This window comes from Massiliimalia timonensis, assembly GCF_900186585.1.
Taxonomy (GTDB): Bacteria; Bacillota; Clostridia; order Oscillospirales; family Ruminococcaceae; genus Massiliimalia; species Massiliimalia timonensis.
The window spans coordinates 225,260-246,497 of record NZ_FYDD01000004.1; the positions used below are offsets into that span (position 1 = coordinate 225,260).

General features: G+C 48.3%; 14 protein-coding genes and 1 tRNA gene. 9 read left to right on the forward strand and 6 right to left on the reverse strand.

Going from position 1 to position 21,238, the window contains the following annotated elements; all coding sequences use genetic code 11:
- Nucleotides 1-19: 19 nt before the first annotated feature.
- The 6 genes from CIB36_RS08815 to CIB36_RS08840 all read right to left on the reverse strand — a co-directional run bounded on the left by CIB36_RS08815 (nt 20) and on the right by CIB36_RS08840 (nt 6,289).
- Complete coding sequence (locus CIB36_RS08815; protein ID WP_093989209.1) at nt 20-1,267, reverse strand: homocysteine S-methyltransferase family protein; 1,248 nt, start codon at nt 1,265-1,267, stop codon at nt 20-22.
- Between the two features lie 15 nt (nt 1,268-1,282).
- On the reverse strand, nt 1,283-2,977 hold the full coding sequence (argS, locus tag CIB36_RS08820) for an arginine--tRNA ligase (protein WP_093989210.1): 1,695 nt from the start codon (nt 2,975-2,977) through the stop codon (nt 1,283-1,285).
- Nucleotides 2,978-3,011: 34 nt separating this feature from the next.
- Nucleotides 3,012-3,452, reverse strand: coding sequence for a DUF1934 domain-containing protein (locus CIB36_RS08825; RefSeq protein ID WP_158662644.1), 441 nt, complete (start codon nt 3,450-3,452; stop codon nt 3,012-3,014).
- 20 nt (nt 3,453-3,472) lie between these two features.
- Nucleotides 3,473-4,288 carry a glutamate racemase gene (gene murI / locus CIB36_RS08830; RefSeq protein ID WP_093989212.1) on the reverse strand — a complete coding sequence of 272 codons (816 nt, stop codon included), beginning with the start codon at nt 4,286-4,288 and terminating at the stop codon, nt 3,473-3,475.
- Nucleotides 4,289-4,310: 22 nt separating this feature from the next.
- The gene (locus CIB36_RS08835; RefSeq protein WP_093989213.1) at nt 4,311-5,360 is read right to left on the reverse strand and encodes a D-alanine--D-alanine ligase family protein; all 1,050 of its coding nucleotides are present in this window, start codon (nt 5,358-5,360) and stop codon (nt 4,311-4,313) included.
- Between the two features lie 188 nt (nt 5,361-5,548).
- A complete protein-coding gene (locus CIB36_RS08840; RefSeq protein WP_093989214.1) occupies nt 5,549-6,289 on the reverse strand; it encodes a YczE/YyaS/YitT family protein in 741 nt (246 codons plus the stop codon).
- A 228-nt stretch (nt 6,290-6,517) separates the two neighbouring features.
- Here CIB36_RS08840 and pth point away from each other — a divergent pair, with 228 nt between their 5' ends.
- From pth to rplC, 9 genes are all read left to right on the forward strand, one after another.
- Entirely contained in the window at nt 6,518-7,120 is a 603-nt protein-coding gene (pth, locus tag CIB36_RS08845) for an aminoacyl-tRNA hydrolase (protein ID WP_093989215.1), read from the forward strand.
- A 26-nt stretch (nt 7,121-7,146) separates the two neighbouring features.
- Entirely contained in the window at nt 7,147-10,602 is a 3,456-nt protein-coding gene (gene mfd / locus CIB36_RS08850; RefSeq protein ID WP_093989216.1) for a transcription-repair coupling factor, read from the forward strand.
- A 106-nt stretch (nt 10,603-10,708) separates the two neighbouring features.
- Nucleotides 10,709-11,785 carry a hypothetical protein gene (locus CIB36_RS08855; RefSeq protein ID WP_093989217.1) on the forward strand — a complete coding sequence of 359 codons (1,077 nt, stop codon included), beginning with the start codon at nt 10,709-10,711 and terminating at the stop codon, nt 11,783-11,785.
- 247 nt (nt 11,786-12,032) lie between these two features.
- Nucleotides 12,033-12,108, forward strand: a tRNA-Lys gene (locus CIB36_RS08860).
- 427 nt (nt 12,109-12,535) lie between these two features.
- Nucleotides 12,536-14,338 carry a translation elongation factor 4 gene (lepA, locus tag CIB36_RS08865; protein ID WP_093989980.1) on the forward strand — a complete coding sequence of 601 codons (1,803 nt, stop codon included), beginning with the start codon at nt 12,536-12,538 and terminating at the stop codon, nt 14,336-14,338.
- A gap of 254 nt (nt 14,339-14,592) precedes the next feature.
- Nucleotides 14,593-15,501, forward strand: coding sequence for a hypothetical protein (locus tag CIB36_RS08870; protein WP_093989218.1), 909 nt, complete (start codon nt 14,593-14,595; stop codon nt 15,499-15,501).
- 264 nt (nt 15,502-15,765) lie between these two features.
- A complete protein-coding gene (gene nifJ / locus CIB36_RS08875) occupies nt 15,766-19,317 on the forward strand; it encodes a pyruvate:ferredoxin (flavodoxin) oxidoreductase (protein WP_093989219.1) in 3,552 nt (1,183 codons plus the stop codon).
- 865 nt (nt 19,318-20,182) lie between these two features.
- Nucleotides 20,183-20,494: a 30S ribosomal protein S10 gene (gene rpsJ / locus CIB36_RS08880; protein WP_093989220.1), complete on the forward strand. Its 312-nt coding sequence runs from the start codon at nt 20,183-20,185 to the stop codon at nt 20,492-20,494.
- Between the two features lie 96 nt (nt 20,495-20,590).
- On the forward strand, nt 20,591-21,226 hold the full coding sequence (rplC, locus tag CIB36_RS08885; protein ID WP_093989981.1) for a 50S ribosomal protein L3: 636 nt from the start codon (nt 20,591-20,593) through the stop codon (nt 21,224-21,226).
- Nucleotides 21,227-21,238: the final 12 nt, after the last annotated feature.

Genomic DNA, 21,238 nt, shown 5'->3' on the forward strand with positions numbered 1-21,238 from the left:
CGCTCCATGTCAATGCGCCTTAATAAATGATCGCACCGTACTTCTTGGCGATCTTTTTCAAGGTCTCTTCTTCGATGCTGGAACGGGAATCCACCAGCGCTTTTCCTGTGTAAAGCAAGAGGGCAAGCCGCAGGGCGATCTCGTCATGGGAGTAAACGGAGATCGGCAAAGAAGAAAGGTGCGCGTTTGCGCCGAAATCCCGGGCTTCATCCACGTTGTCGATCTCAACCACGATCACGTCGATGCACTCTTCCTCCAGCCGGAGAAAATCGTCGCACATATCCGGACTGCACAATAATGGCGCGGAGCATTCGATTTGGTCAGAATACAGATGGTAGTGCTCGGTGCTGTCCGCCAAAATAATTTCGTCTTCTTTTTCGATCGGACGGGTGGAATCAAAGATCACTGCAGGAGGATATTGCTGCAGCATTGCTCCGATTTTACGCAGATGCTCCGGCGTTGTCCCACAGCATCCCCCCACTAAGGAAGCGCCGGCCTGGATCAGGGCTTTCATCTGCTCTGCCATCTGTTCCGGCGGCAGCCCCGGAATCAAGGTATGACGATCCTCGTCATAAGAAGATGCAGAGGGCTTGGCAACCAAAGGTACTTTTGCATACTCGGTCATCTGCTGTAACACTTCCAGCATGGCGGCAGGCCCGCACGAACAGTTTAAACCAAAGGCGGCGATCCCTAGCTCCTGTAGGATAATCAAAGCGTTGACCGCCTTTCCCCCGTCTAAGGTGTTCCCTTCTTCGTCAATGGTCATGGTAATGACAACTGGTTTTTTAAACTTGCGCAGTGCGATTGCCGCCGCGCGCGCTTCAGGGATCGAAACCATGGTTTCCGCAACAAAAAGGTCAACGCCGGCCTCTGCCAAAATGGAGGCCTGTTCCCGGAACGCGTCCATTACCTCTGTGTAGGAGGATTCCCCAAACGGCTCTACCTCCAAGCCAGTCGGTGAAAGCACGCCAGCTACAGGCACTTTTCCAGCCGAAGCCTGTTTGGAAAGCTCAACTAAAGTCCGGTTCAGCGTTTCAAATTCATCCTCCAGCCCGTGCTGGGCCAGGTTATTTCTGCCGGCGCCAAAGGTCGGCGCGTACAGCAATCCACATCCTGCGGACAGGAATTCCCGTTGCAGGGAAATTAGTTTTTGAGGGTGTTCTGTGATCCATTTTGGGATACAGGTCCCCTCTGGGATTTTGTCAGAAAACAAATTAGTGGCAGTCGCTCCGTCAAGTAACAACGGAACCGATAAATCCACGTCCATAATCGAATCCTTTCCTTACATTTTTTCCGGCGCGTCGATTTTTAACAGGTGCAGGACATTGGAAAGCACTGTTTTCACACAGGTACACAGTCCTAAACGCGCCATAGTCAAAGCCGGGTCATCGTTGTCTACACGGCAGGCATTGTAAAACTTGTGGAACAGGGTCGCAAGGGTGATCACATAACGGGTGATCCGCGCGGGATCGTATGCCTTGGCGGACTCGATGATCTCGTTTGGCAGGGTGGCGATAAAGCGGATCAGCTCCCGTTCTTCCGGCTGGGTCAGCAGGGAGAAATCGCATTCCTTCCAATCGGCGAGCACTTTTCCCTCCGAACGGAGTTTGGAAAGGATGCTGCAGATCCGGGCATGCGCATACTGGACGTAGTAAACCGGGTTTTCACTGGATGTTTCCACAGCCAGATCTAGGTCGAAATCCATCTGGGAATTCGCCTCCCTTAGGTTAAAGAAAAACCGTGCCGCATCGATTGGGACTTCATCCAGCAGGTCGACCAGCGTGATCGACTTCCCGGTACGCTTGCTCACCTTCACCGGTTCGCCGTCCCGCATCAGCTTGACCAGCTGCATCAGAACAATGTCCAGCTTGCTGCCGTCCAAGCCAATCGCATCCATAGCGCCTTTTAAGCGGGCTACATGGCCGTGGTGGTCTGCACCCCAGATGTTGATCACTTTGTCAAACCCGCGGACCGCAAATTTATTGTAATGATAAGCAATATCCGCCGCAAAGTAGGTCGGGACCCCGTTGGAACGAACTAGGACGTCATCCTTTTCAGCGCCGAAAGCGGTCGCTTTATAAAATAGAGTTCCATCCTGTTCATAGGTGTACCCATTTTTGGTCAACCGGTCAATACAGTTCATCACTTCCCCGCTTTCGTGCAGGGTGCTTTCCATAAACCATACATCATAAAGGATGCGGTATTTGGCAAGGTCGTTTTTCAGGTTTTCGATATTGATGGGCAGCGCATAGTCGACCAATGCCTGTCGGCGGGTCTCTTCATCGCAGTCCATGTATTTGTCGCCGTACAGCTCGGCGAATTTTTCTGCATGCGCGACAATATCCTTGCCTTGATAAGCGTCTGCCGGCAGTTCTACATTTTCTTCCCCTTTAAAGTGCTGCTGGTACCGCACAGAAAGGGACATACCGAATTTGTTGATCTGGTTGCCCGCGTCATTTACATAGAATTCCCGCGTTACATCATATCCGGCCCAATCCAGTACCGAAGCAAGACAGTCCCCGATCGAGCCGCCGCGTGCATTTCCAATGTGCATCGGCCCGGTGGGATTAGCGGAAACAAATTCCACCATTACCTTTTTTCCGCCGCCAAATTCGGAACGGCCGTATTGGTCTGCATCAGCAGCCACACCTTTCAGCACGTCGGAAAACCAGCGACCCGCAACAAAGAAATTCATAAATCCCGGGCCGGCGATCTCGCAGCGTTCAAAGTAGCTACCCTCCAGCGCCAGTTCTTTGGAAATTTCCTCGGCAATTTTTCTAGGAGCCTGATGGAACGCGCGCGCGCTTACCATTGCGATATTGCTGGCGAAATCCCCGTGGGAGGTGTCCGCCGGGATCTCGATCTGGAATGCTGGGATCGGCTCGTCGGCAAGAGCGCCGCTGCGCACACATCTGCCCAGCGCATCCCGGATCAGTTCTTCCAGTTGGCTTTTCGCTTCCAGTAAAAGGTTTGTCATGTCTCTATTCCTTTCTTTTGAATCGTCCTTGCTTTTATGCTTGAAGTGGATTGGGGTTTTCTTTCACATCCACATATACTTCATTTTCACTGATATGGGTGGAGTTGATATCCAGCGAGTATTTAAAATACAGGCTGCCTCCGTCGTCATTCATTTTAACATCTACATCCGAGGCGGAGATTCCAATCAAAAGATCTCCCTGCACGGTGTTATAAAAGCCTACGTTGCGGGCGCCGCGCTCGATCACCAGATTGGAACGGGAGGCCCCGTGCCGGATCATCGAAACCTTATCCAGCCCTTCTACCTTTAGGGTCGTGCGGCAGCCTTCAAAGCCGGTCGTTTCCGATTCCTCGTATACAACGTAATAATTTTGTCCCCGGCGGTAAAAAACGCCTTGGGTGTAAAGCTCTGTTGTGTCGCTGGCCCCATCTGCCGACTGGATACCGCGAATATTGATCAACACATCTTTTTTCAATGTTTCACCAATTCCTTAAATTAAAAATTTTCGATTTGTATTTGTTCTACCTGACCGCTGACATCATCCTGTAAAAACAGACTGGCGGTTTCCGCAAAAGAGGACACCTCGTCGCTGACATAATAGCGGCAGGTTCCGGATCCCTCCTGGTGGTTCAAAAGTCCTTGGTTTGTCAGCAGCGCCTGTACATATTTGGCTGCCTCTGCCCCGGGGCTAATCAGGCTGACGCTGTCCCCCATGATCTCCGCAATGGTGTCCTGTATCAGGGGGTAATGAGTGCATCCAAGGATCAGGGTGTCCACCCGTTCCTGTTTCATAACCTGCAAGTAGTCTTCCGCCACCATACGGGTAACAGGGTTGTTTTTTTCAATATATCCGTTTTCTACCAAAGGCACAAACAGCGGGCAGGCTTTCCCAATAATAGTTGGGCTGCGCAGGATATTGCGGATCTCTTTCCCGTAAGCGCCGCTGCGGATCGTCGCAGGAGTAGCGATCACCCCGATACGCTGGGTTTTTGTTGCGGCACACGCCGCCTGCACGGCGGGGATCAGAACGCCGGTATAGCTGACCGGCAGTTCAGCGATCATTTCCAAGGGAGGGTTGGCGCTTACTGTGCCGCAGGCGGCAATGATCACCTTGACCTCTTTGGACAACAGGAAACGAAGATCCTGCGCGGCATATTTTTGAATGGTCTCCCTGCTCCGGGTACCGTAGGGCACTCGGGAGGTATCGCCGAAATAAACAATATTTTCATGTGGCATCCGTTGCTTTAATTCCTGCACTGCGGTTAAGCCGCCCAGCCCAGAATCAAATACGCCGATTGCACGTTTATCCATGTTAAATGTACCTTTCCTTGATTTATCGTGCGATCGCACAGTCGATTAGCCGGTCTAACAGATGTGGGATCGGCACGCCGCCGTGTTCCCAAAGCTTAGGGTACATGCTGATGCCGGTAAAGCCCGGGAAGGTGTTCAGCTCGTTTAAGATCACCTCGTCCTGTTCCGTCACGAAAAAGTCCACACGGGTCAGCCCGGCGCAGCCTAAAGCATGGTAGGCCTTTACCGCAGTCTGCCGCAGATGCTCCAGTACGTCGGGTTTTAGCCGTGCCGGAATATGCAGGATGGAATCCCCGGATACATATTTTGATTCAAAGTCATAGAATTCATTGGCAGGCTCGATCTCCCCGGCGGTGGAAGCTTCTGCATCTTCATTTCCTAAGACGGCGCATTCCACTTCCCTGCCCACGATCTGCTCTTCGATGATCACCTTCCGGTCGTACTGGAACGCAAGGTCTAAAGCAGAAGCAAGCTCTTCCGGTGTTTTTGCCCGGGACACCCCATAAGAGGAACCTGCGTTCGCAGGTTTCACATAAGCGGGATAGCCAAGCTTCTCTGCAACAAGCTGGACAATATTTTCAGGCACAGCATGCTGGGTAACAGCCAGCCATTTTGCCATTCTGACACCGGCATTTGCCAGTACGATATGGGTCATCTGCTTATCCATACAGGCCGCGCTGGAAAGGGTGTCGCAGCCGACAAACGGGATGCCAGCAAGCTGGAACAACCCCTGGATCGTCCCGTCCTCCCCGTTTTTTCCGTGAAGCGCCGGGATCACGCAGTCCAGCCGGATCACTTCTTTTTTACCATCCCGAAAACAGATCATTCCGTGGTGCTGGCGGCTGGGGCTGATGACACATTCGCAAACCGGTCCCTGTTCCCATTCGCCGGTTTTGATTTTTGAAACGTCGCCAGTATAATAAAGGAACGTCCCTTCTTTTGTAATGCCGATCAGGTAGACCTGATATTTTTCCGGGTTCAGGTTTTCGATCACTGTAGTAGCGGAGATCAGCGAAATTTCATGCTCGGAAGAAACACCGCCAAAAACGACCGCAATGTTTTTTTGATCCATCGGGATCCCTGCTTTCTCTATCAAAATTTCATTTAGGTTATAATATGCCTATCATAAGTTTATACCTTAACATCTTACCACAGAACCGTTTTTTGCGCAACCGACTTGTTGACAGAGGTTTTTTTCAGATGAAGCCTGAGGATTATGCAGGTTGACGGTAGAAAAAATAAAAAAACCGGTATGAGATCTCATACCGGTTTTTTTGCCTGCTTTTTTTCTTCCCGTTTGCGGGCCTGTTCTTCTTTTTTCTGCTCGCGGGCAAGTTTTTCTTCCAAAATTTTTTCTGCCGCGGCATCTTTGCCGTATAAAAACGGCAGGGAAAAATGGTCGGTGAACCACTGGATCACCGGTCCCATAAAAAATGCGGTCACAACGGTTCCTATACCGATCGTAGCTCCCAAAAGGAACCCGGCGGCCGTACAGAAAAAGTCGGTGCCCATCCGGCACCAACGGTAATTGATCTTAGTGCGGGCGTTCATTACAAATGCTACCACGTCGTAGGCGCCTACCCCCAGCGCCGCAGTGAAAAAGATGGAGCCGCCAAAGCAGTGGATGATTACCGCGCAAAGAAACAATAAGCTCTTCACCCACAGGACTTCCGGGTCCGGGAATGCAAACTGATAGAGCCATGTTGTAAAGTCTACGATAAAGCCGATGCAGGTTACATTGATGAAAGTGCCGATCCCAATCAGGTTCCGGCTGAATTTAAACGCGATGGCAATAATGATCACATTCACGGTCAGCTGGGTCACGCCAAAGGAAACCGGAAGATGTTTTGCAATGCCCAATACCATGGAGGTAAAGGGATCGGTTCCAAACTGCACCTTGTTGTAAATGGTGATCGCGATCCCCATAAAGACGCATCCGATCGTCATCATGATCAGACGCTTCACCATCTCCTGGTTTAAAACGATTCCGGGCCGCCGCATATGTCATCCCTGCTTTCTGTAAAATGAGAGCCCTGCTTGATTTTATCATGTTCCGCCGTGATTTGCAATGTATTTATCAAAGATAGCAAGCAGCTTATTTTATTCGACAGAAATAAATTGACTTGTCCCCCCAAACGTGCTACTATTTTTACGGAAAGAAACAGGAAAATAGAGTGTTACACGCCTATATAATATACTATTAGTATAAATTTGGAGGAAAATTACATAATGGGACTGTTTTCAAAAAAGCCGATCTCTGGCGGCGTTGAATATTTGATCGTTGGGCTGGGAAATCCTGACCGGAAATATGAAAACACACGGCACAATGCCGGTTTTATGGCAGTTGACGTGATTGCGGCAGAAAACCATTGTTCTGTAGACCGGCTGAAATATAAATCGTTGACCGGGCAGTGTACCATTGCCGGGCACAAATGCTTGTTGATGAAGCCCACGACCTACATGAACTTAAGCGGTCAGGCAGTGGTAGAAGCGATGAACTTTTATAAAATTCCGCCGGAGCGGGTGATTGTTCTGTTCGACGATATTTCGCTGGATGTGGGAAAACTGCGGATCCGCCGGAAAGGGAGCCACGGCGGGCATAATGGCATGAAAAATATCATTTATTTAAGTGGGAAGGACACTTTTCCCAGAATCAAGATCGGCGTTGGGAAAAAGCCCCATCCGGAATATGATCTGGCGGATTGGGTGCTGTCTGCTTTCCGTGCTGAGGAACAAAAGCTTTTGGCCCCGGTACTGCAGTACTGCGCAGAGGCGGTAGCGCTGATGGTGGAGGGGAAAACAGATCAGGCGATGAACCAGTTTAACAGCTAAAAAGAAACAGGAGGACCCAGAAAGCGATGAAGCTTTACCATAATGTGGCACGGCAGCTTGTACCCTTTGCGCAGCTGTCAGAGGCGCTCCAAACTAGGAATACACCGGTTTTGACAGTGGGGCTGTCTGAGATCCATAAATCCCATTTTTTATACAGCCTGTCTGAAGAGATAAAACAGCCGATTTTAGTCATCACAGACGATGAAGCGGCGGCGCGGAGGATGTGTGACGATGTGAACGTCATGCACGGCGGAAAAGAGGCCGCGGCGTTTTTGTACCCGGCCCGGGATTTTACCTTTCGGCAGGTGGAAACGGCCTCCAAGGAATACGAGCAGATCCGGATTGGGGTGCTGTCCCGGATGCTGGCGGGAAATTGCCCGATCTGCTTTGCCAGTGTGGAAGCACTGCTGCAGCGGACCATCCCGCCGCAGGAACTGATGGGCAGGACCTTTCAGATCACAGTGGACGGCAGTTACCAGTTGGACGATTTGGCGGTCAAGCTGGTGCGCGCAGGGTATGTGCGGCGCCCTCAGGTAGAGGGGATCGCGCAGTTTGCGCTGCGCGGAGGAATTTTGGACCTGTTCCCGCCTGGGGAAACAGCGCCGGTGCGGATTGAGTTTTGGGGTGACGAGGTAGACACCCTATCCTACTTTGATCTGGAAAGCCAGAGGCGGACCGAACCGTTTTCTTCCCTGACCGTAACGCCAGCCTGTGAGTGCTTGTTTGATTCTGCCGAAGAACTGCGCGGCCGGATCGAAGCCTTGCAGAAAAAGACCAAAGGGGCCGCGGCGCAAACGCTTCAGCGCGACTTGGAACGGCTGGGATCGCAGGGGGAATTGCTGTCGGTGGACAAATACCTGCCGTTAGCTTATGAAACCTGCGCCACGCTTCTGGATTACTGTGAAGGGCACGCGGTGGTGCTCAGTGAATATACGGCTGTCAAAGAGCGCGCGAAATCTTTTTCCTGGCAGATGGCGGAGGATTTGAAAACACTCTTTGAGGACGGAGAGCTCTGCAAGGGGCTGGACTGCTATCACCGGGAGTTTGCCCCTGTGGCGGAAGAACTGCGGGAACATCCGCTTGCTGTCATGGATACCTTTGCACGGGGCAGTTCAGATCTGCCGTACCGCGGGATCATCTCGATCAATCCGATCCAGACCTCTAATTTCAGCGGGGAGCTGAAAATCCTGTACGAGGATCTGTATCCTCTGATGGAATCAGGGTATTGTGTGGCGATCCTAGCAGGGACGGAAAAAGCGGGGATGACGCTGGCGAAGGATCTTCAGCAGATGGGATTGAACGCGGAGTTTAGCCGGGATTTAAAATCGATCACATATCGAAAGATCACCGTGCTGGCGGGGACGGTTTCTTCCGGTTTTGAATATCCGGAGATCAAATTTTCCTTGATCTCTACCAACCGGGCCGCTGCACCGGCAAAAACACGGGTCGGGAAATTTAAAAAGGGAAAAACGATCCGGTCGTTAGACGATCTGTCCGAGGGGGATCTGGTCGTCCACATCTCCCACGGGATCGGGGTGTTTGACGGGATCCATAAGATCGACCTGCACGGGATCATCAAAGATTATATTAAAATCAAATATGCCGGGGCGGATACCTTGTATGTTCCGGTAACCCAGCTTGATTTAGTATCGAAATATATCGGCCCGAAAGAGGATACCAAGATCAAGCTCAACAAACTTAACAGCGGGGAATGGCAGAAAACAAAGGCGCGGGTCCGCAAGGCCTGCGCGGATATGGCGGATGAATTGATCGCCCTGTACGCCAAACGGATGCAGACGCCGGGCTTTCCTTTCCCGGCTGATACGGAGTGGCAGACAGAGTTTGAAGAACGCTTTGAGTATGAAGAAACAGAAGATCAGCTTCGCAGTATCGCGGAGATCAAGAAAGATATGGAGCGCCCCCACCCAATGGACCGCCTTTTGTGCGGGGATGTTGGCTTTGGAAAGACCGAGGTGGCGCTCCGCGCGGTATTCAAATGCGTTACGGCTGGAAAGCAGGCGGCTATCCTTTGCCCAACGACTATCTTGGCATGGCAGCATTACCAAACGATCTTACAGCGGTTTGAGCACTATCCGATCCGGATCGAACTGCTGTCCCGGTTCCGTACCCCCAAGCAGATCCGGGAAACGATCAAGAAGCTAAAGACCGGAGAGGTAGACGTAGTAGTCGGGACGCACCGGGTCGTGCAGAAGGATGTAGAATTTAAAGATTTGGGGCTGGCAGTCATTGACGAGGAACAGCGGTTTGGGGTAGCGCATAAAGAGCGGTTTAAGCAGATGTTTGCCTCCGTGGATATGCTGACCCTTTCCGCAACGCCGATCCCCAGAACGCTCAACATGGCAATGAGCGGGATCCGGGATATGTCTACTATTGAACAGGCCCCGCAGGACCGGCATCCAGTACAGACCTATGTGCTGGAGCATGACATGGGGATCTTGGCGGACGCGATCAAGAAAGAATTGCGAAGGGGCGGTCAGGTCTACTATATCCATAACCGGGTCGAGAGCATTGACCTGTGCGCAGCCAAAATCGGGCAGCTTGTCCCGGAAGCAGCTATAGGCATTGCGCATGGAAAGATGAACGAGGCGGAGCTTTCAGATATTTGGCGTAAGCTGATGGAGCATCAAATCGACATTTTAGTCTGCACGACCATCATTGAAACAGGGGTAGATGTGAAAAACTGCAACACCCTGATCATTGAAGATGCTGATAATATGGGCCTGTCCCAGCTTTATCAGCTGCGCGGGCGGGTCGGCCGTTCCAACCGCCGGGCGTTTGCTTATTTTACCTTCCGGCGCGGAAAGGTGCTAAGCGAGATCGCCACAAAACGGCTTTCCGCGATCCGGGAATTCACGACCTTTGGTTCCGGCTTCCGGATCGCATTGCGTGACTTGGAGATCCGCGGCGCGGGCAGCATTTTGGGCGGGAAACAGCACGGGCACATGGAGGCGGTCGGATATGATATGTATGTCCGCCTGCTGAGTGAAGCGATCGCCCAGAAAAAGGGAGAACTTCCGCAGACGCAGTCGTACGAGTGCTTAATTGACGTCCAGCTCAACGCCCATATCCCGGAAGATTATATTGAAAATCTTTCCCAGCGGATCGACGTGTATAAAAAGATCGCTTCCATTAAAACTTTAGAGGATAAGATGGATCTGATCGATGAATTGATCGACCGGTTTGGGGATCTTCCGCCGACAGTAGAAACACTTTTGGAGGTCGCGCTTCTGCGCAACACCTTGGCGGCTTATGGGTTCTCGGAGATCAACCAGAAAGCGCAGTCGCTGATGCTGATCCCCGAATCTTTGAATTTGGAGATCGCGCAGAAGCTGATGGCTGGAATGCGCGGAAGGGTGCTGGTGAATGCCTCCAGCAAGCCTTACCTTACCGTTCGGCTTGGAAAATCAAAAGACGTGGTGGAAACGCTCAAAGAGATTGCTGCGGCTTTGGAAAGCGCATAAGTGAAAGATTTGTGAACCGGGGAAAAGGGCTGGACTTTTCCTAAGGTTTCCTGTATAATAATAAATTGATTTATTACAGGAATTTTTAAAAGGAAGGCTAATGAACATGAAGTTTATCAAAAGAGCGACTACAGCGATTTTAGCCGCTGTAATGTGTTTGTCCTTTTCCTCCTGCGGGGATACCTCTTATATTGCAAAGGCAGAGGGCGAAACCATTCCGGCTGGTTTATATATCCTTTCCCAGTACGCCGCATTGGCAGAAGCACAGCAGACGAGCGGATATGATTCTTCCCTGAAAAATATCTGGGACAACAAGCTGGAAAATAAATCCCTGAAAAACTGGGTAAATGACCGCGCATTAGAACTGGTAAAGCAGTACGCTGAAGTGGAGAAGGAATTTAAGGCAGAGGGCTTGGAGCTGGATGAAGACACGATTAAAGAGGTAGATAATACAGTGGAAAGCAACTGGGCAAGTGTAGAAAGCCTGTACATTGCGATTGGTGTGGCCAAAGAATCCTACAGATTGTATCTGCTCAACCAGCAGAAATATTATGAGATTTTTGACGCTTATTATGGAGAAGGCGGAAAAGAGGAGATCTCTGACGACAGTTTGACAGCCCACTATCAAGAAAATTATGCACAGTTTAAAGCCATTTCTTTCAGCAAGACAGACAGTGCCGGAAAAGATTTGGATGCTTCCGCGCTGGTGGAACTGAAAAACAAAGCGGATCAGTATCTGGAAAGGGCCAAGGCTGGAGAAGATTTTGACGAACTGATCGCACAGCGGAAAAAGGAGATCAGCACTGATACTTCTGACACAGAAGAAGAGGAAGACCAAGAAGTTAATAATATGATCATGATCAAAAAGGACGAGGCAAGCTGGTATGTGAGCAATAAGCTGTCCAATGCGGTTTTTGAGGAGGCTGAAATCGGGGAACCGATCCTGCTATCAGACGACAACGCATATTATGTGGTGCTGCGGTACAACGTGACTGATGATGAGGAAACTTATCAGAAGATGCGCCAGTCTGTGCTTTTAGACTTAAAGCAGGACGATTTTGATGAAATGCTGATGACAAACGCGAAATCTTTGGATTTCACCCTCAACGAATCAGCGGCTAAACGTTATGATCCAAAGAAGATTGAAAAAGAACAGAAAAAAGCTGCGCAGGCACAGAGCTAAAAAAAGTCCCCAATTATTTGGGGGCTTTTTTGGATAAATAGAAAGAATAGGGACATCCTATAAAGCAGAAGCCGTAATGGTTCAAATTGCCATAATTGTGAAATTTGAATGGAAAAGTGCCGTAAAATTGTGCAATCATATATTTTTGAAAAATAAATTAGATTTTTGTTGACTTTTTACCCTTAGGTTGCTATAATAATAAAGCACTCGATTGAAGGCCAAGCTTTCGTCGGTGCTTTATATAGATGATCCACTAGCTCAGTTGGCAGAGCATTTGACTTTTAATCAAAGGGTCCGGAGTTCGAATCTCCGGTGGATCACCAAAAAACCCTGCTATTAAAATAGCAGGATTTTTTATTTTGTGGATAAAATTATGTAGACACGGTTATAAAAGTACACTTACCAAAGAATAAGCTGTTCACATACTTGAAATGGAAAAAGAGCAAATGGTCAGCCCATAATGGATCAAATTAGATGGTCGTCTTACATGGTGGTTAAACGGCTATCTCTTTTTATTGCCAGCATGTCAAATCCATTTATGAAAATCAGAATAACAATCGGATAGATAGCATTCTCCACACGCAATACTGTTTTAGGCGATCATGTTGTCATATACGCTTTTGCTTTGTTAGAAAAGGTTGACAAACCAAGGTCTTGCAGGGTAATATAAATGGAGTAAAAACAGCAGTGAATACTGTTTGATAAAGAAGAAAGGTAAGAAATTTGCGAGGAAAGGCAAGGGATACGGACTTGAAAAAGGAAAATATCCGTAATTTTTGTATTATAGCACACATCGACCATGGAAAAAGTACACTGGCGGACCGCATTCTGGAAAAAACCAGTACCGTTGCGCAGCGGGATATGGAAGAGCAGCTTTTGGATGATATGGAGATCGAACGGGAACGGGGGATCACCATCAAGGCGCGCGCCGTAAAGGTGAATTATACTGCGCAGGATGGCGAAGAATATGAATTTAACCTGATCGACACCCCGGGCCATGTTGACTTTAACTACGAGGTGTCCCGTTCATTGGCAGCCTGCGAAGGGGCTTTGCTGGTGGTGGACGCTTCTCAGGGGATTGAGGCACAGACGCTGGCGAACACCTATCTTGCGCTGGAGCATGATCTGGAAGTGGTTCCGGTCGTGAACAAAATCGATCTGCCTTCCGCCGACCCGGAACGGGTTTGTCAGGAGGTTGAGGATGTGATCGGGATCCCAGCGATGGATGCGCCTCGTGTTTCTGCGAAAGTGGGATTGAATATCGAGGAGGTTTTGGAACGGATCGTAACAGATATCCCCGCTCCAAAGGGAGATGAAAATGCGCCGCTGAAGGCGCTAATCTTCGATTCCTACTATGATTCCTACAAGGGAGTTATTGTTTATATCCGCGTCAAGGAAGGAACTGTCAAAGTGAACGATACCATTCGCATGATGGCGACTGGAGCGGAATTTTCTGTAGTGGAACTGGGCTATATGGGCGCCCGTTCCATGCAGCCGTGTAAGCAGCTGTCGGCCGGAGAGGTCGGATACATTGCGGCGAGCATTAAAAATATCGGAGATACGAACGTTGGGGATACCGTGACCTTGGCCGATCGTCCCGCGCAGGAGGCGCTTCCCGGCTACCGGAAAGTAAATCCAATGGTCTTTTCCGGGATATACCCCGCTGACGGCGCCAAGTATGGCGACCTGCGGGAGGCATTGGAGAAGCTTCAGCTGAATGATGCGTCCCTCACCTTTGAACCGGAAACCTCTAAGGCTTTAGGATTTGGGTTCCGCTGCGGCTTTTTAGGACTGCTGCACATGGAAATTATCCAAGAACGGCTGGAGCGGGAGTTTAACCTTGACTTGGTAACGACTGCCCCGTCGGTAATTTATGAGATCGTTCTTACTTCCGGGGAAACCATTTACATCGATAACCCTAGCAATTATCCTGATGTAGCTACCATTGCGGAAGCGAGGGAGCCGATGGTCAAGGCGGATATTTTGACCCCGGTCGATTTTGTGGGGAATATCATGGAGCTTTGCCAGGAACGCCGCGGGGTGTTCAAGGATATGAAATATCTGGATGCGACCAGGGTGGAAATGCACTATTCGCTTCCTTTGAATGAAATTGTCTATGACTTTTTTGACGCGCTGAAATCCCGCACCAGAGGTTATGCCTCTTTCGATTATGTTATGGATGGATACCATTCGTCCCAGCTTGTGAAGCTTGACATTTTGCTCAACGGCGAGGTGGTCGACGCATTAAGCTTTATCGTCCACCGTGACAAAGCATACAGCCGTGGGCGGAAGATCGCGGAGAAGCTGAAAGAAAACATTCCGCGCCAGCTCTTTGAGGTGCCGATCCAGGCGGCGGTAGGCGGGAAGATCATTGCCCGTGAAACTGTTAAGGCAATGCGCAAGGACGTTTTGGCAAAATGTTACGGCGGTGACATTACCCGAAAACGGAAGCTTTTGGAAAAGCAGAAGGAAGGGAAAAAGCGGATGCGCCAGCTCGGCAGTGTGGAGGTGCCGCAGGAGGCGTTTATGTCTGTGCTGAAACTGGATAGCTAATAAGGAAAACCGGCTTTTATAAAGGCCGGTTTTTGTTTTAATGGTGGAGTTAGACGCGGAGATCACTGGATAATACTTGTATCATTAGAAAATAATAGTAAGAGTTGACACTTATATGCAATAGGGCTATAATTATTGATAAATAGTGAATAAAGTTTTGAAAAATTATGTATGACACTATTCGACATATCAATTTTTCATAACTTATCATTTAAACATATTGAAATAAAGGAAAAAGCAAAGGGGTTAGCAAGATGAAGAAAATTTTGTCATTAGTATTAGCTGCCGTGTTAAGCTTGCTTGTGGTTTCGTGTGGCGGTTCGTTGGGTGATGATTTACAAGCGCCCTCCAAGGTTACGGCTGGCGGGAATGATCCTGCGCAGAGTAATGATGAGAAAAGCGAACAGCCCGAAACCGCGGACGCTGCCATAGAAGAGACTGTGCTTGTGGATCAAGACGGTGTAAAAATTACCGCCAAAAGTTTAAATATGGATGGGCTGCTGGGCGCAGAACTGAAATTACTGATTGAAAACAATTCTGGTAAGGATTTAACGGTTCAATGTCAAAACGCATCTGTTAATGGGTATATGGTAGACCCTGTTATGTCTGTTGATGTTGCAAATGGGAAAAAGGCCAATGAGGCGCTTGCGTTTATGGAGTCTGATTTTGAAGAATGCGGAATTATAAATATCGCTGATATAGATCTTTCTTTTCACGTTTTTACAACTGAGGATTGGGAAACATACTTAGATACTCCTCAGGTCCAGTTAAAGACTTCCATTGCAGATACATACGAGTATGCTTTTGACGATAGCGGAGAAGTGGCCTACGATGCCGACGGCATTAAAGTTATTATCAAAGGCTTATCGGATGAAGATTCTATTTTGGGACCAGGGATCAAGGTTTTTCTTGTAAATGATACGGACAAGGCACTCACGTTCCAAACCCGTGATGTTTCTGTCAATGGTTTTATGGTGGATCCTGTATTTTCTTCTGAGGTTGTTCCGGGAAAGAAATCTATAGACGCGATTACATTTATGGATTCAGATCTGGAAGAAAATGATATTACATCGATCAACGATGTAGAATTGTCTTTTACTATTTTTGATTCAGAATCGTGGGACAACACTATTGATACAGATGTTATAAAAATTACTTTTTAAATAATAAGCCGAGGAAAACAGCAGGACTTATTTAAGTCCTGCTGTTTTTTATAAAACTTTCATTGATTGCTATCCTAATTAAACTTAAAAGGCAACAGAAAATATGTGAGGATCGTTCTTTGAGATAGGACGCCAAAGAAACATTTGCTATTAACAGGAAATATCCACAACATAGCTATTTACAACTGGTTTTAAAAGTGTTAAAATGAAAAAGAATGAAAAAGTTGATACTTTTCTCATAGAAGTTTTAAGGAGGAAAAATTCATGGCAAGAAAAATGAAAACTATGGATGGTAATACCGCTGCCGCTCATGTTTCTTATGCCTTTACTGAAGTCGCTGCAATCTACCCGATTACTCCGTCTTCCAACATGGCAGAAGTCACTGATAAATGGGCTGCTTCTGGTATGAAAAACATTTTTGGGGAAACGGTCAAGGTCGTAGAAATGCAGTCTGAAGCTGGTGCTGCCGGTGCAGTTCACGGCTCTTTGTCTGCTGGTGCGCTGACTACCACTTACACTGCTTCTCAGGGCTTGTTGCTCATGATCCCGAATATGTATAAAATCGCAGGGGAACTGCTTCCGGGCGTTATCAACGTTTCTGCCCGTGCATTGGCTTCCCATGCGCTGAGCATCTTTGGCGACCATCAGGACGTTTATGCATGCCGTCAGACCGGTTTTGCGATGCTGGCTTCCACCAATCCACAGGAAGTTATGGACCTGGGCGCTGTTGCTCATCTGTCTGCAATCAAAGGGAAAGTTCCGTTCCTGCATTTCTTTGACGGATTCAGAACCTCTCACGAATACCAGAAGGTTGCCGCTTGGGATACCGAAACCCTGAAAAACATGGCTGATATGGATGCGATCGCTGAGTTCCGCAAAAACGCGATGAACCCGGAACACCCATACCAGAAAGGTACCGCTCAGAACCCGGACATCTTCTTCCAGGCAAAAGAAGCTGCAAACAAATATTATGAAGAGCTTCCGGCTGTTGTAGAAGAATACATGAATAAAGTCAATGCTGAGATCGGCACCGACTATAAGCTCTTCAATTACTACGGCGCACCGGATGCAGAACATGTAATCGTGATCATGGGCTCTGCTTCTGACACCGTTCAGGAAACCATCGACTACTTAAACGCTAAAGGCGGTAAATATGGTATGGTCAAAGTCAGACTGTACAGACCGTTCTCTGCAAAACACTTGGTTGCTGCTTTGCCGGAATCTGTAAAACAGATCTCTGTTCTTGACAGAACCAAAGAACCGGGCGCACTTGGCGAACCGCTGTTCTTAGACGTCGTTGCAGCTTTGAGAGATACCCAGTTCAAAGACGTTCCGGTATTCGGCGGACGTTATGGCTTAGGTTCTAAAGATACAACTCCGGCTCAGATCGTTGCTGTGTTCAAAAACACAGACAAAAAACACTTCACCATCGGCATCAACGACGACGTTACCTGCCTGTCCCTGCCGATCGTAGAAGATCCGGATACCACTCCGGCTGACATCAAGAGCTGCAAGTTCTGGGGCCTGGGCGCTGACGGTACCGTTGGTGCAAACAAAAACTCTGTCAAGATTATCGGTGACCACACCGACATGAACGTACAGGCTTACTTTGACTATGACTCCAAGAAATCCGGCGGTATTACCGTTTCTCACCTGCGTTTCGGTAATTCTAAGATCACCTCTACTTACCTGATCAAAAAAGCGGATTTCGTTGCTTGTCACAATCCTTCTTATGTCAATAAATACGACATGGTTTCTGATGTAAAACCAGGCGGCGTATTCCTGCTCAACTGCGGCTGGACTGTTGACGAAATGGAACAGCACCTCCCGGGTCAGATGAAACGCTATATCGCTCAGAACAACATCCAGTTCTACACCATCGACGGTGTTGAAATCGGTAGAGAGATCGGCCTGGGCGGAAGGATCAATACTGTATTACAGTCTGCATTCTTCAAACTTGCCGACATTATCCCGGCTGAAGACGCGATCCAGTACATGAAAGACGCTGCTACCGCTTCTTACAGCAAGAAGGGTGAAGCGATCGTTAAAATGAACCACGAAGCGATCGAACGCGGTGCAAAAGAAGTGAAGAAAGTAGAAGTTCCGGAATCCTGGAAAAATGCTGCTGACACTGATCTGACTGTAACCGCGACCGGCGAAAATGCTGATTTAGTTGATTACGTCAATGATATTTTGATCCCGGTTGCTGCTCAGGAAGGGAACAAGCTCCCTGTATCCGCATTTTCCGGCAGAGAAAACGGTGTTGTTCCGCTCGGCTCTTCCGCTTATGAAAAACGTGGTATCGCGATCGACGTTCCGGTTTGGAATCCGGACAACTGTATCCAGTGTAACTTCTGTGCGTATGTATGTCCGCACGCGGTCATCCGTCCGGCTGCTATGACAGAAGAAGAAGCTGCCGCTGCGCCAGCTGGCATGAAGATGACTGGCATGACTGGCTTGGCAGATAAGAAATTCTCTATGACTATTTCTGTTCTTGACTGTACTGGATGCGGCTCCTGTGCAAATGTTTGCCCGGGCAAGAAGGGCGAAAAAGCTCTCACCATGCAGCCTTTGGAAACTCAGGAAGACACTCAGGTTTACTTTGACTATGCATTCAAACTGCCGGAAAAAGCAGACGTTGCAGAAAAATTCAAAGAAACCACTGTAAAGGGCAGCCAGTTCAAACAGCCGCTGCTCGAATTCTCCGGCGCTTGCGCAGGCTGTGGAGAAACTCCTTATGCGAAACTTGCGACCCAGCTTTACGGTGACAGAATGTACATCGCAAACGCTACCGGTTGTTCCTCTATCTGGGGCGGTTCTTCTCCGTCTACCCCATACACTGTGAATAAATCTGGCTTTGGTCCTGCTTGGGCAAACTCTCTGTTTGAAGACAACGCAGAATACGGCTATGGTATGTTCTTAGCTCAGAAAGCAATCAGAGGAAAATTAGTTGCTAAAACCAAAGAATTGATGGCAATTGATTACTGTGACGGCGCAATCAAAGAAGCTGCTCAGAACTGGTTGGATACTCTGGAAAACGGCAAACTCAACAGCACTGCTACTGCTGCTTATGTAAAAGCTTTGGAAGAAGGCGTTGTTGAAGGATGCACCTGCGAAGCTTGTGCTTTAGCTCGTGAAATCTTAGCTGAAAAAGATTACCTCAGCAAAAAATCCGTTTGGGTACTCGGCGGTGACGGTTGGGCTTATGATATCGGCTTCGGCGGCTTAGACCACGTAATCGCTTCCGGCGAAGATGTAAACATCTTGGTATTCGATACCGAAGTTTACTCCAACACCGGCGGTCAGGCTTCTAAGGCTACCCCTGTCGGCGCGATCGCTCAGTTTGCGGCCGCTGGGAAACAGGTCAAGAAAAAAGACCTCGCTGCGATCGCTATGAGCTATGGTTATGTTTATGTTGCTCAGGTTGCGATGGGCGCTGATTACAACCAGTGCATGAAAGCGTTTGTTGAAGCGGAAAGCTACAACGGACCGTCTATCATCATTGCTTATGCTCCATGTATCAACCATGGTATCAAGGGTGGCATGAGCATTGCTCAGACTGAAGAGAAGAAAGCGGTCGCTGCTGGTTACTGGCACCTGTTCCGCTTCGACCCACGTCTGGTTCTCGAAGGCAAAAACGGCTTCCAGTTGGATTCTAAAGCTCCGACAGCAAGCTACAATGACTTCATCATGGGCGAAGTTCGTTACAATGTTTTGGCTAGATCCAACCCGGATCGTGCAAAAGAATTGTTTGCACAGGCTGAAAAATTCGCACAGGATAAATACGCTCATTTGGTTGAATTGGCTGGCAAATAATAGCTTGTCATAAGACTTTGAACGGCGGACATTTTTGTCCGCCGTTTTTGTTTTTTTAAAACGGTTGAAAGGGTGTGCTGGGTATGATATAATCAGGAATACAGATTACGGCGCTTGAAAGATGTAGTGACAGAAAGGAAATTTTTATGAAAAAATAGCTTGCAAAATCATTCTTAGTTGGTATGTTAGTTGCGTTTTTTGGATTGATTTTCAGTTTTATATTCGCTGTTGTGTTGGGCACTATCCTTCCCGCTGATCCTATGGTGATGGGAATGTGCACATATTTGTGTATTGTCGTCGTGGCGTGCGCCAGAATGATTCTTTCCAGACTTTGAAGAATGGCTGTGCGTGGCAGTTCCAACCAAAAGCAACGTAGATTATCTTTGTCTGGAATGCGGCGAACGGTATCGGGTGATAGAAATGATGGAATCTTTGGATAGATAACATTTTTTGGAAAAAGCTATGTGGCAATCATGCACAAAAACAAACGAAAAAATTCTGAAATAATTTACAGTCATATTTTTGGAAAAGCTTGCAAACGGGCGTTTTGTATGGTATTATATTACTTGCGTGACTGCGACAGATATGCGTTGAAGCGGAAGGTTGCCGCACTTGATGCGGGTTTTTTCGTGGAGTATGTCCGATTTTAAACCGGGCGACCAATTTTGAACATTGTTTCGTAGCTAGCAATATCCCTACGGGCTTGCGCCGTAGATGTGATTGCCGATTAACGTTACGGAAGAATTCTGCCCCGGAAAAACTTCAGGTTTTTTCGGTTTTTTATTACCGGGACATGAAACACCCGGAGGCGTGTTCGAGATTTGTCAAACCCCCAGTTATGTAAATTATTAAGGAGGCGATGACAGTGGCAGTCAAAGAAAAAATCAGAATCAGACTGAAAGGTTACGATCACAGCTTGGTGGATGCTGCGGCGGCGAAAATCGTTGAAACAGCAAAGAGAACAGGCGCCAGAGTTTCTGGCCCGATCCCGCTCCCGACCCAGAAAGAAGTCGTAACGATCCTGCGTGCTGTGCACAAGTACAAAGACAGCCGGGAACAGTTTGAGATGAGAACCCACAAAAGACTTATTGACATCTTAAGACCGTCTAACAAAACGGTAGAAGCTCTGCAGAGTCTGGAACTTCCTGCTGGCGTAGACTTTGAAATCAAGCTCTAATTCAAAGGCGTTCGCGAACAGGTCATGTTGGCAAAAGCCAACCAATAACCTAAAAAGGAGGAAATGCTGATCAAAGGGGATCAGCAGAAAAGCAACATGAAAAGTGCTATTATCGGAAAGAAAATCGGTATGACCCAGATTTTCGATGAAGCCGGAAAAGTGATTCCGGTAACTGTTATCGAAGCAGGCCCGTGCGTTGTTGTCCAGAAGAAAACAATGGAAAACGACGGCTATGAAGCAGTGCAGGTAGGCTTTGGTGACATGAAGGCAAACAAAGTCAATAAACCAATGAAGGGCCACTTTGCAAAGGGCGACGTCGCTCCGAAGAGAACCTTGAAAGAGTTCAAATTTGACGACTGCGCAGCGGTAAATGTTGGAGATATTCTGAAAGCGGACGTTTTCGCTGCTGGAGATATCGTTGATGTAACCGGTACCAGCAAAGGTAAGGGTTACGCTGGTACCATCAAACGTCACAACGGCGCCAGAATTAAAGAAACCCACGGTTCCGGTCCGGTTCATAGACATGCAGGTTCTATGGGTGCTTGTTCTGACCCATCCAGAATCTACAAAGGCAAAAAAATGCCGGGGCACATGGGTGCTGAAACTGTTACAGTCCAGAATCTGGAAATCGTAAAAGTAGATGCAGAAAACAATTTGATCGCACTGAAGGGTGCTGTTCCGGGTCCGAAAAACGGAATCGTTACAGTAACTACCAGTGTGAAGAAAGCTTAGTGGAAGGAGGAA

Bases quoted from the DNA above. Each gene is read 5' to 3' on its own strand.
- CIB36_RS08815 (WP_093989209.1), bottom strand. From the start codon at position 1,267: ATGGACGTGGATTTATCGGTTCCGTTGTTACTTGACGGAGCGACTGCC.
- argS (WP_093989210.1), bottom strand. From the start codon at position 2,977: ATGACAAACCTTTTACTGGAAGCGAAAAGCCAACTGGAAGAACTGATC.
- murI (WP_093989212.1), bottom strand. From the start codon at position 4,288: ATGGATAAACGTGCAATCGGCGTATTTGATTCTGGGCTGGGCGGCTTA.
- CIB36_RS08835 (WP_093989213.1), bottom strand. From the start codon at position 5,360: ATGGATCAAAAAAACATTGCGGTCGTTTTTGGCGGTGTTTCTTCCGAG.
- CIB36_RS08840 (WP_093989214.1), bottom strand. From the start codon at position 6,289: ATGCGGCGGCCCGGAATCGTTTTAAACCAGGAGATGGTGAAGCGTCTG.
- pth (WP_093989215.1), top strand. From the start codon at position 6,518: ATGGGACTGTTTTCAAAAAAGCCGATCTCTGGCGGCGTTGAATATTTG.
- mfd (WP_093989216.1), top strand. From the start codon at position 7,147: ATGAAGCTTTACCATAATGTGGCACGGCAGCTTGTACCCTTTGCGCAG.
- CIB36_RS08855 (WP_093989217.1), top strand. From the start codon at position 10,709: ATGAAGTTTATCAAAAGAGCGACTACAGCGATTTTAGCCGCTGTAATG.
- CIB36_RS08870 (WP_093989218.1), top strand. From the start codon at position 14,593: ATGAAGAAAATTTTGTCATTAGTATTAGCTGCCGTGTTAAGCTTGCTT.
- nifJ (WP_093989219.1), top strand. From the start codon at position 15,766: ATGGCAAGAAAAATGAAAACTATGGATGGTAATACCGCTGCCGCTCAT.
- rplC (WP_093989981.1), top strand. From the start codon at position 20,591: ATGAAAAGTGCTATTATCGGAAAGAAAATCGGTATGACCCAGATTTTC.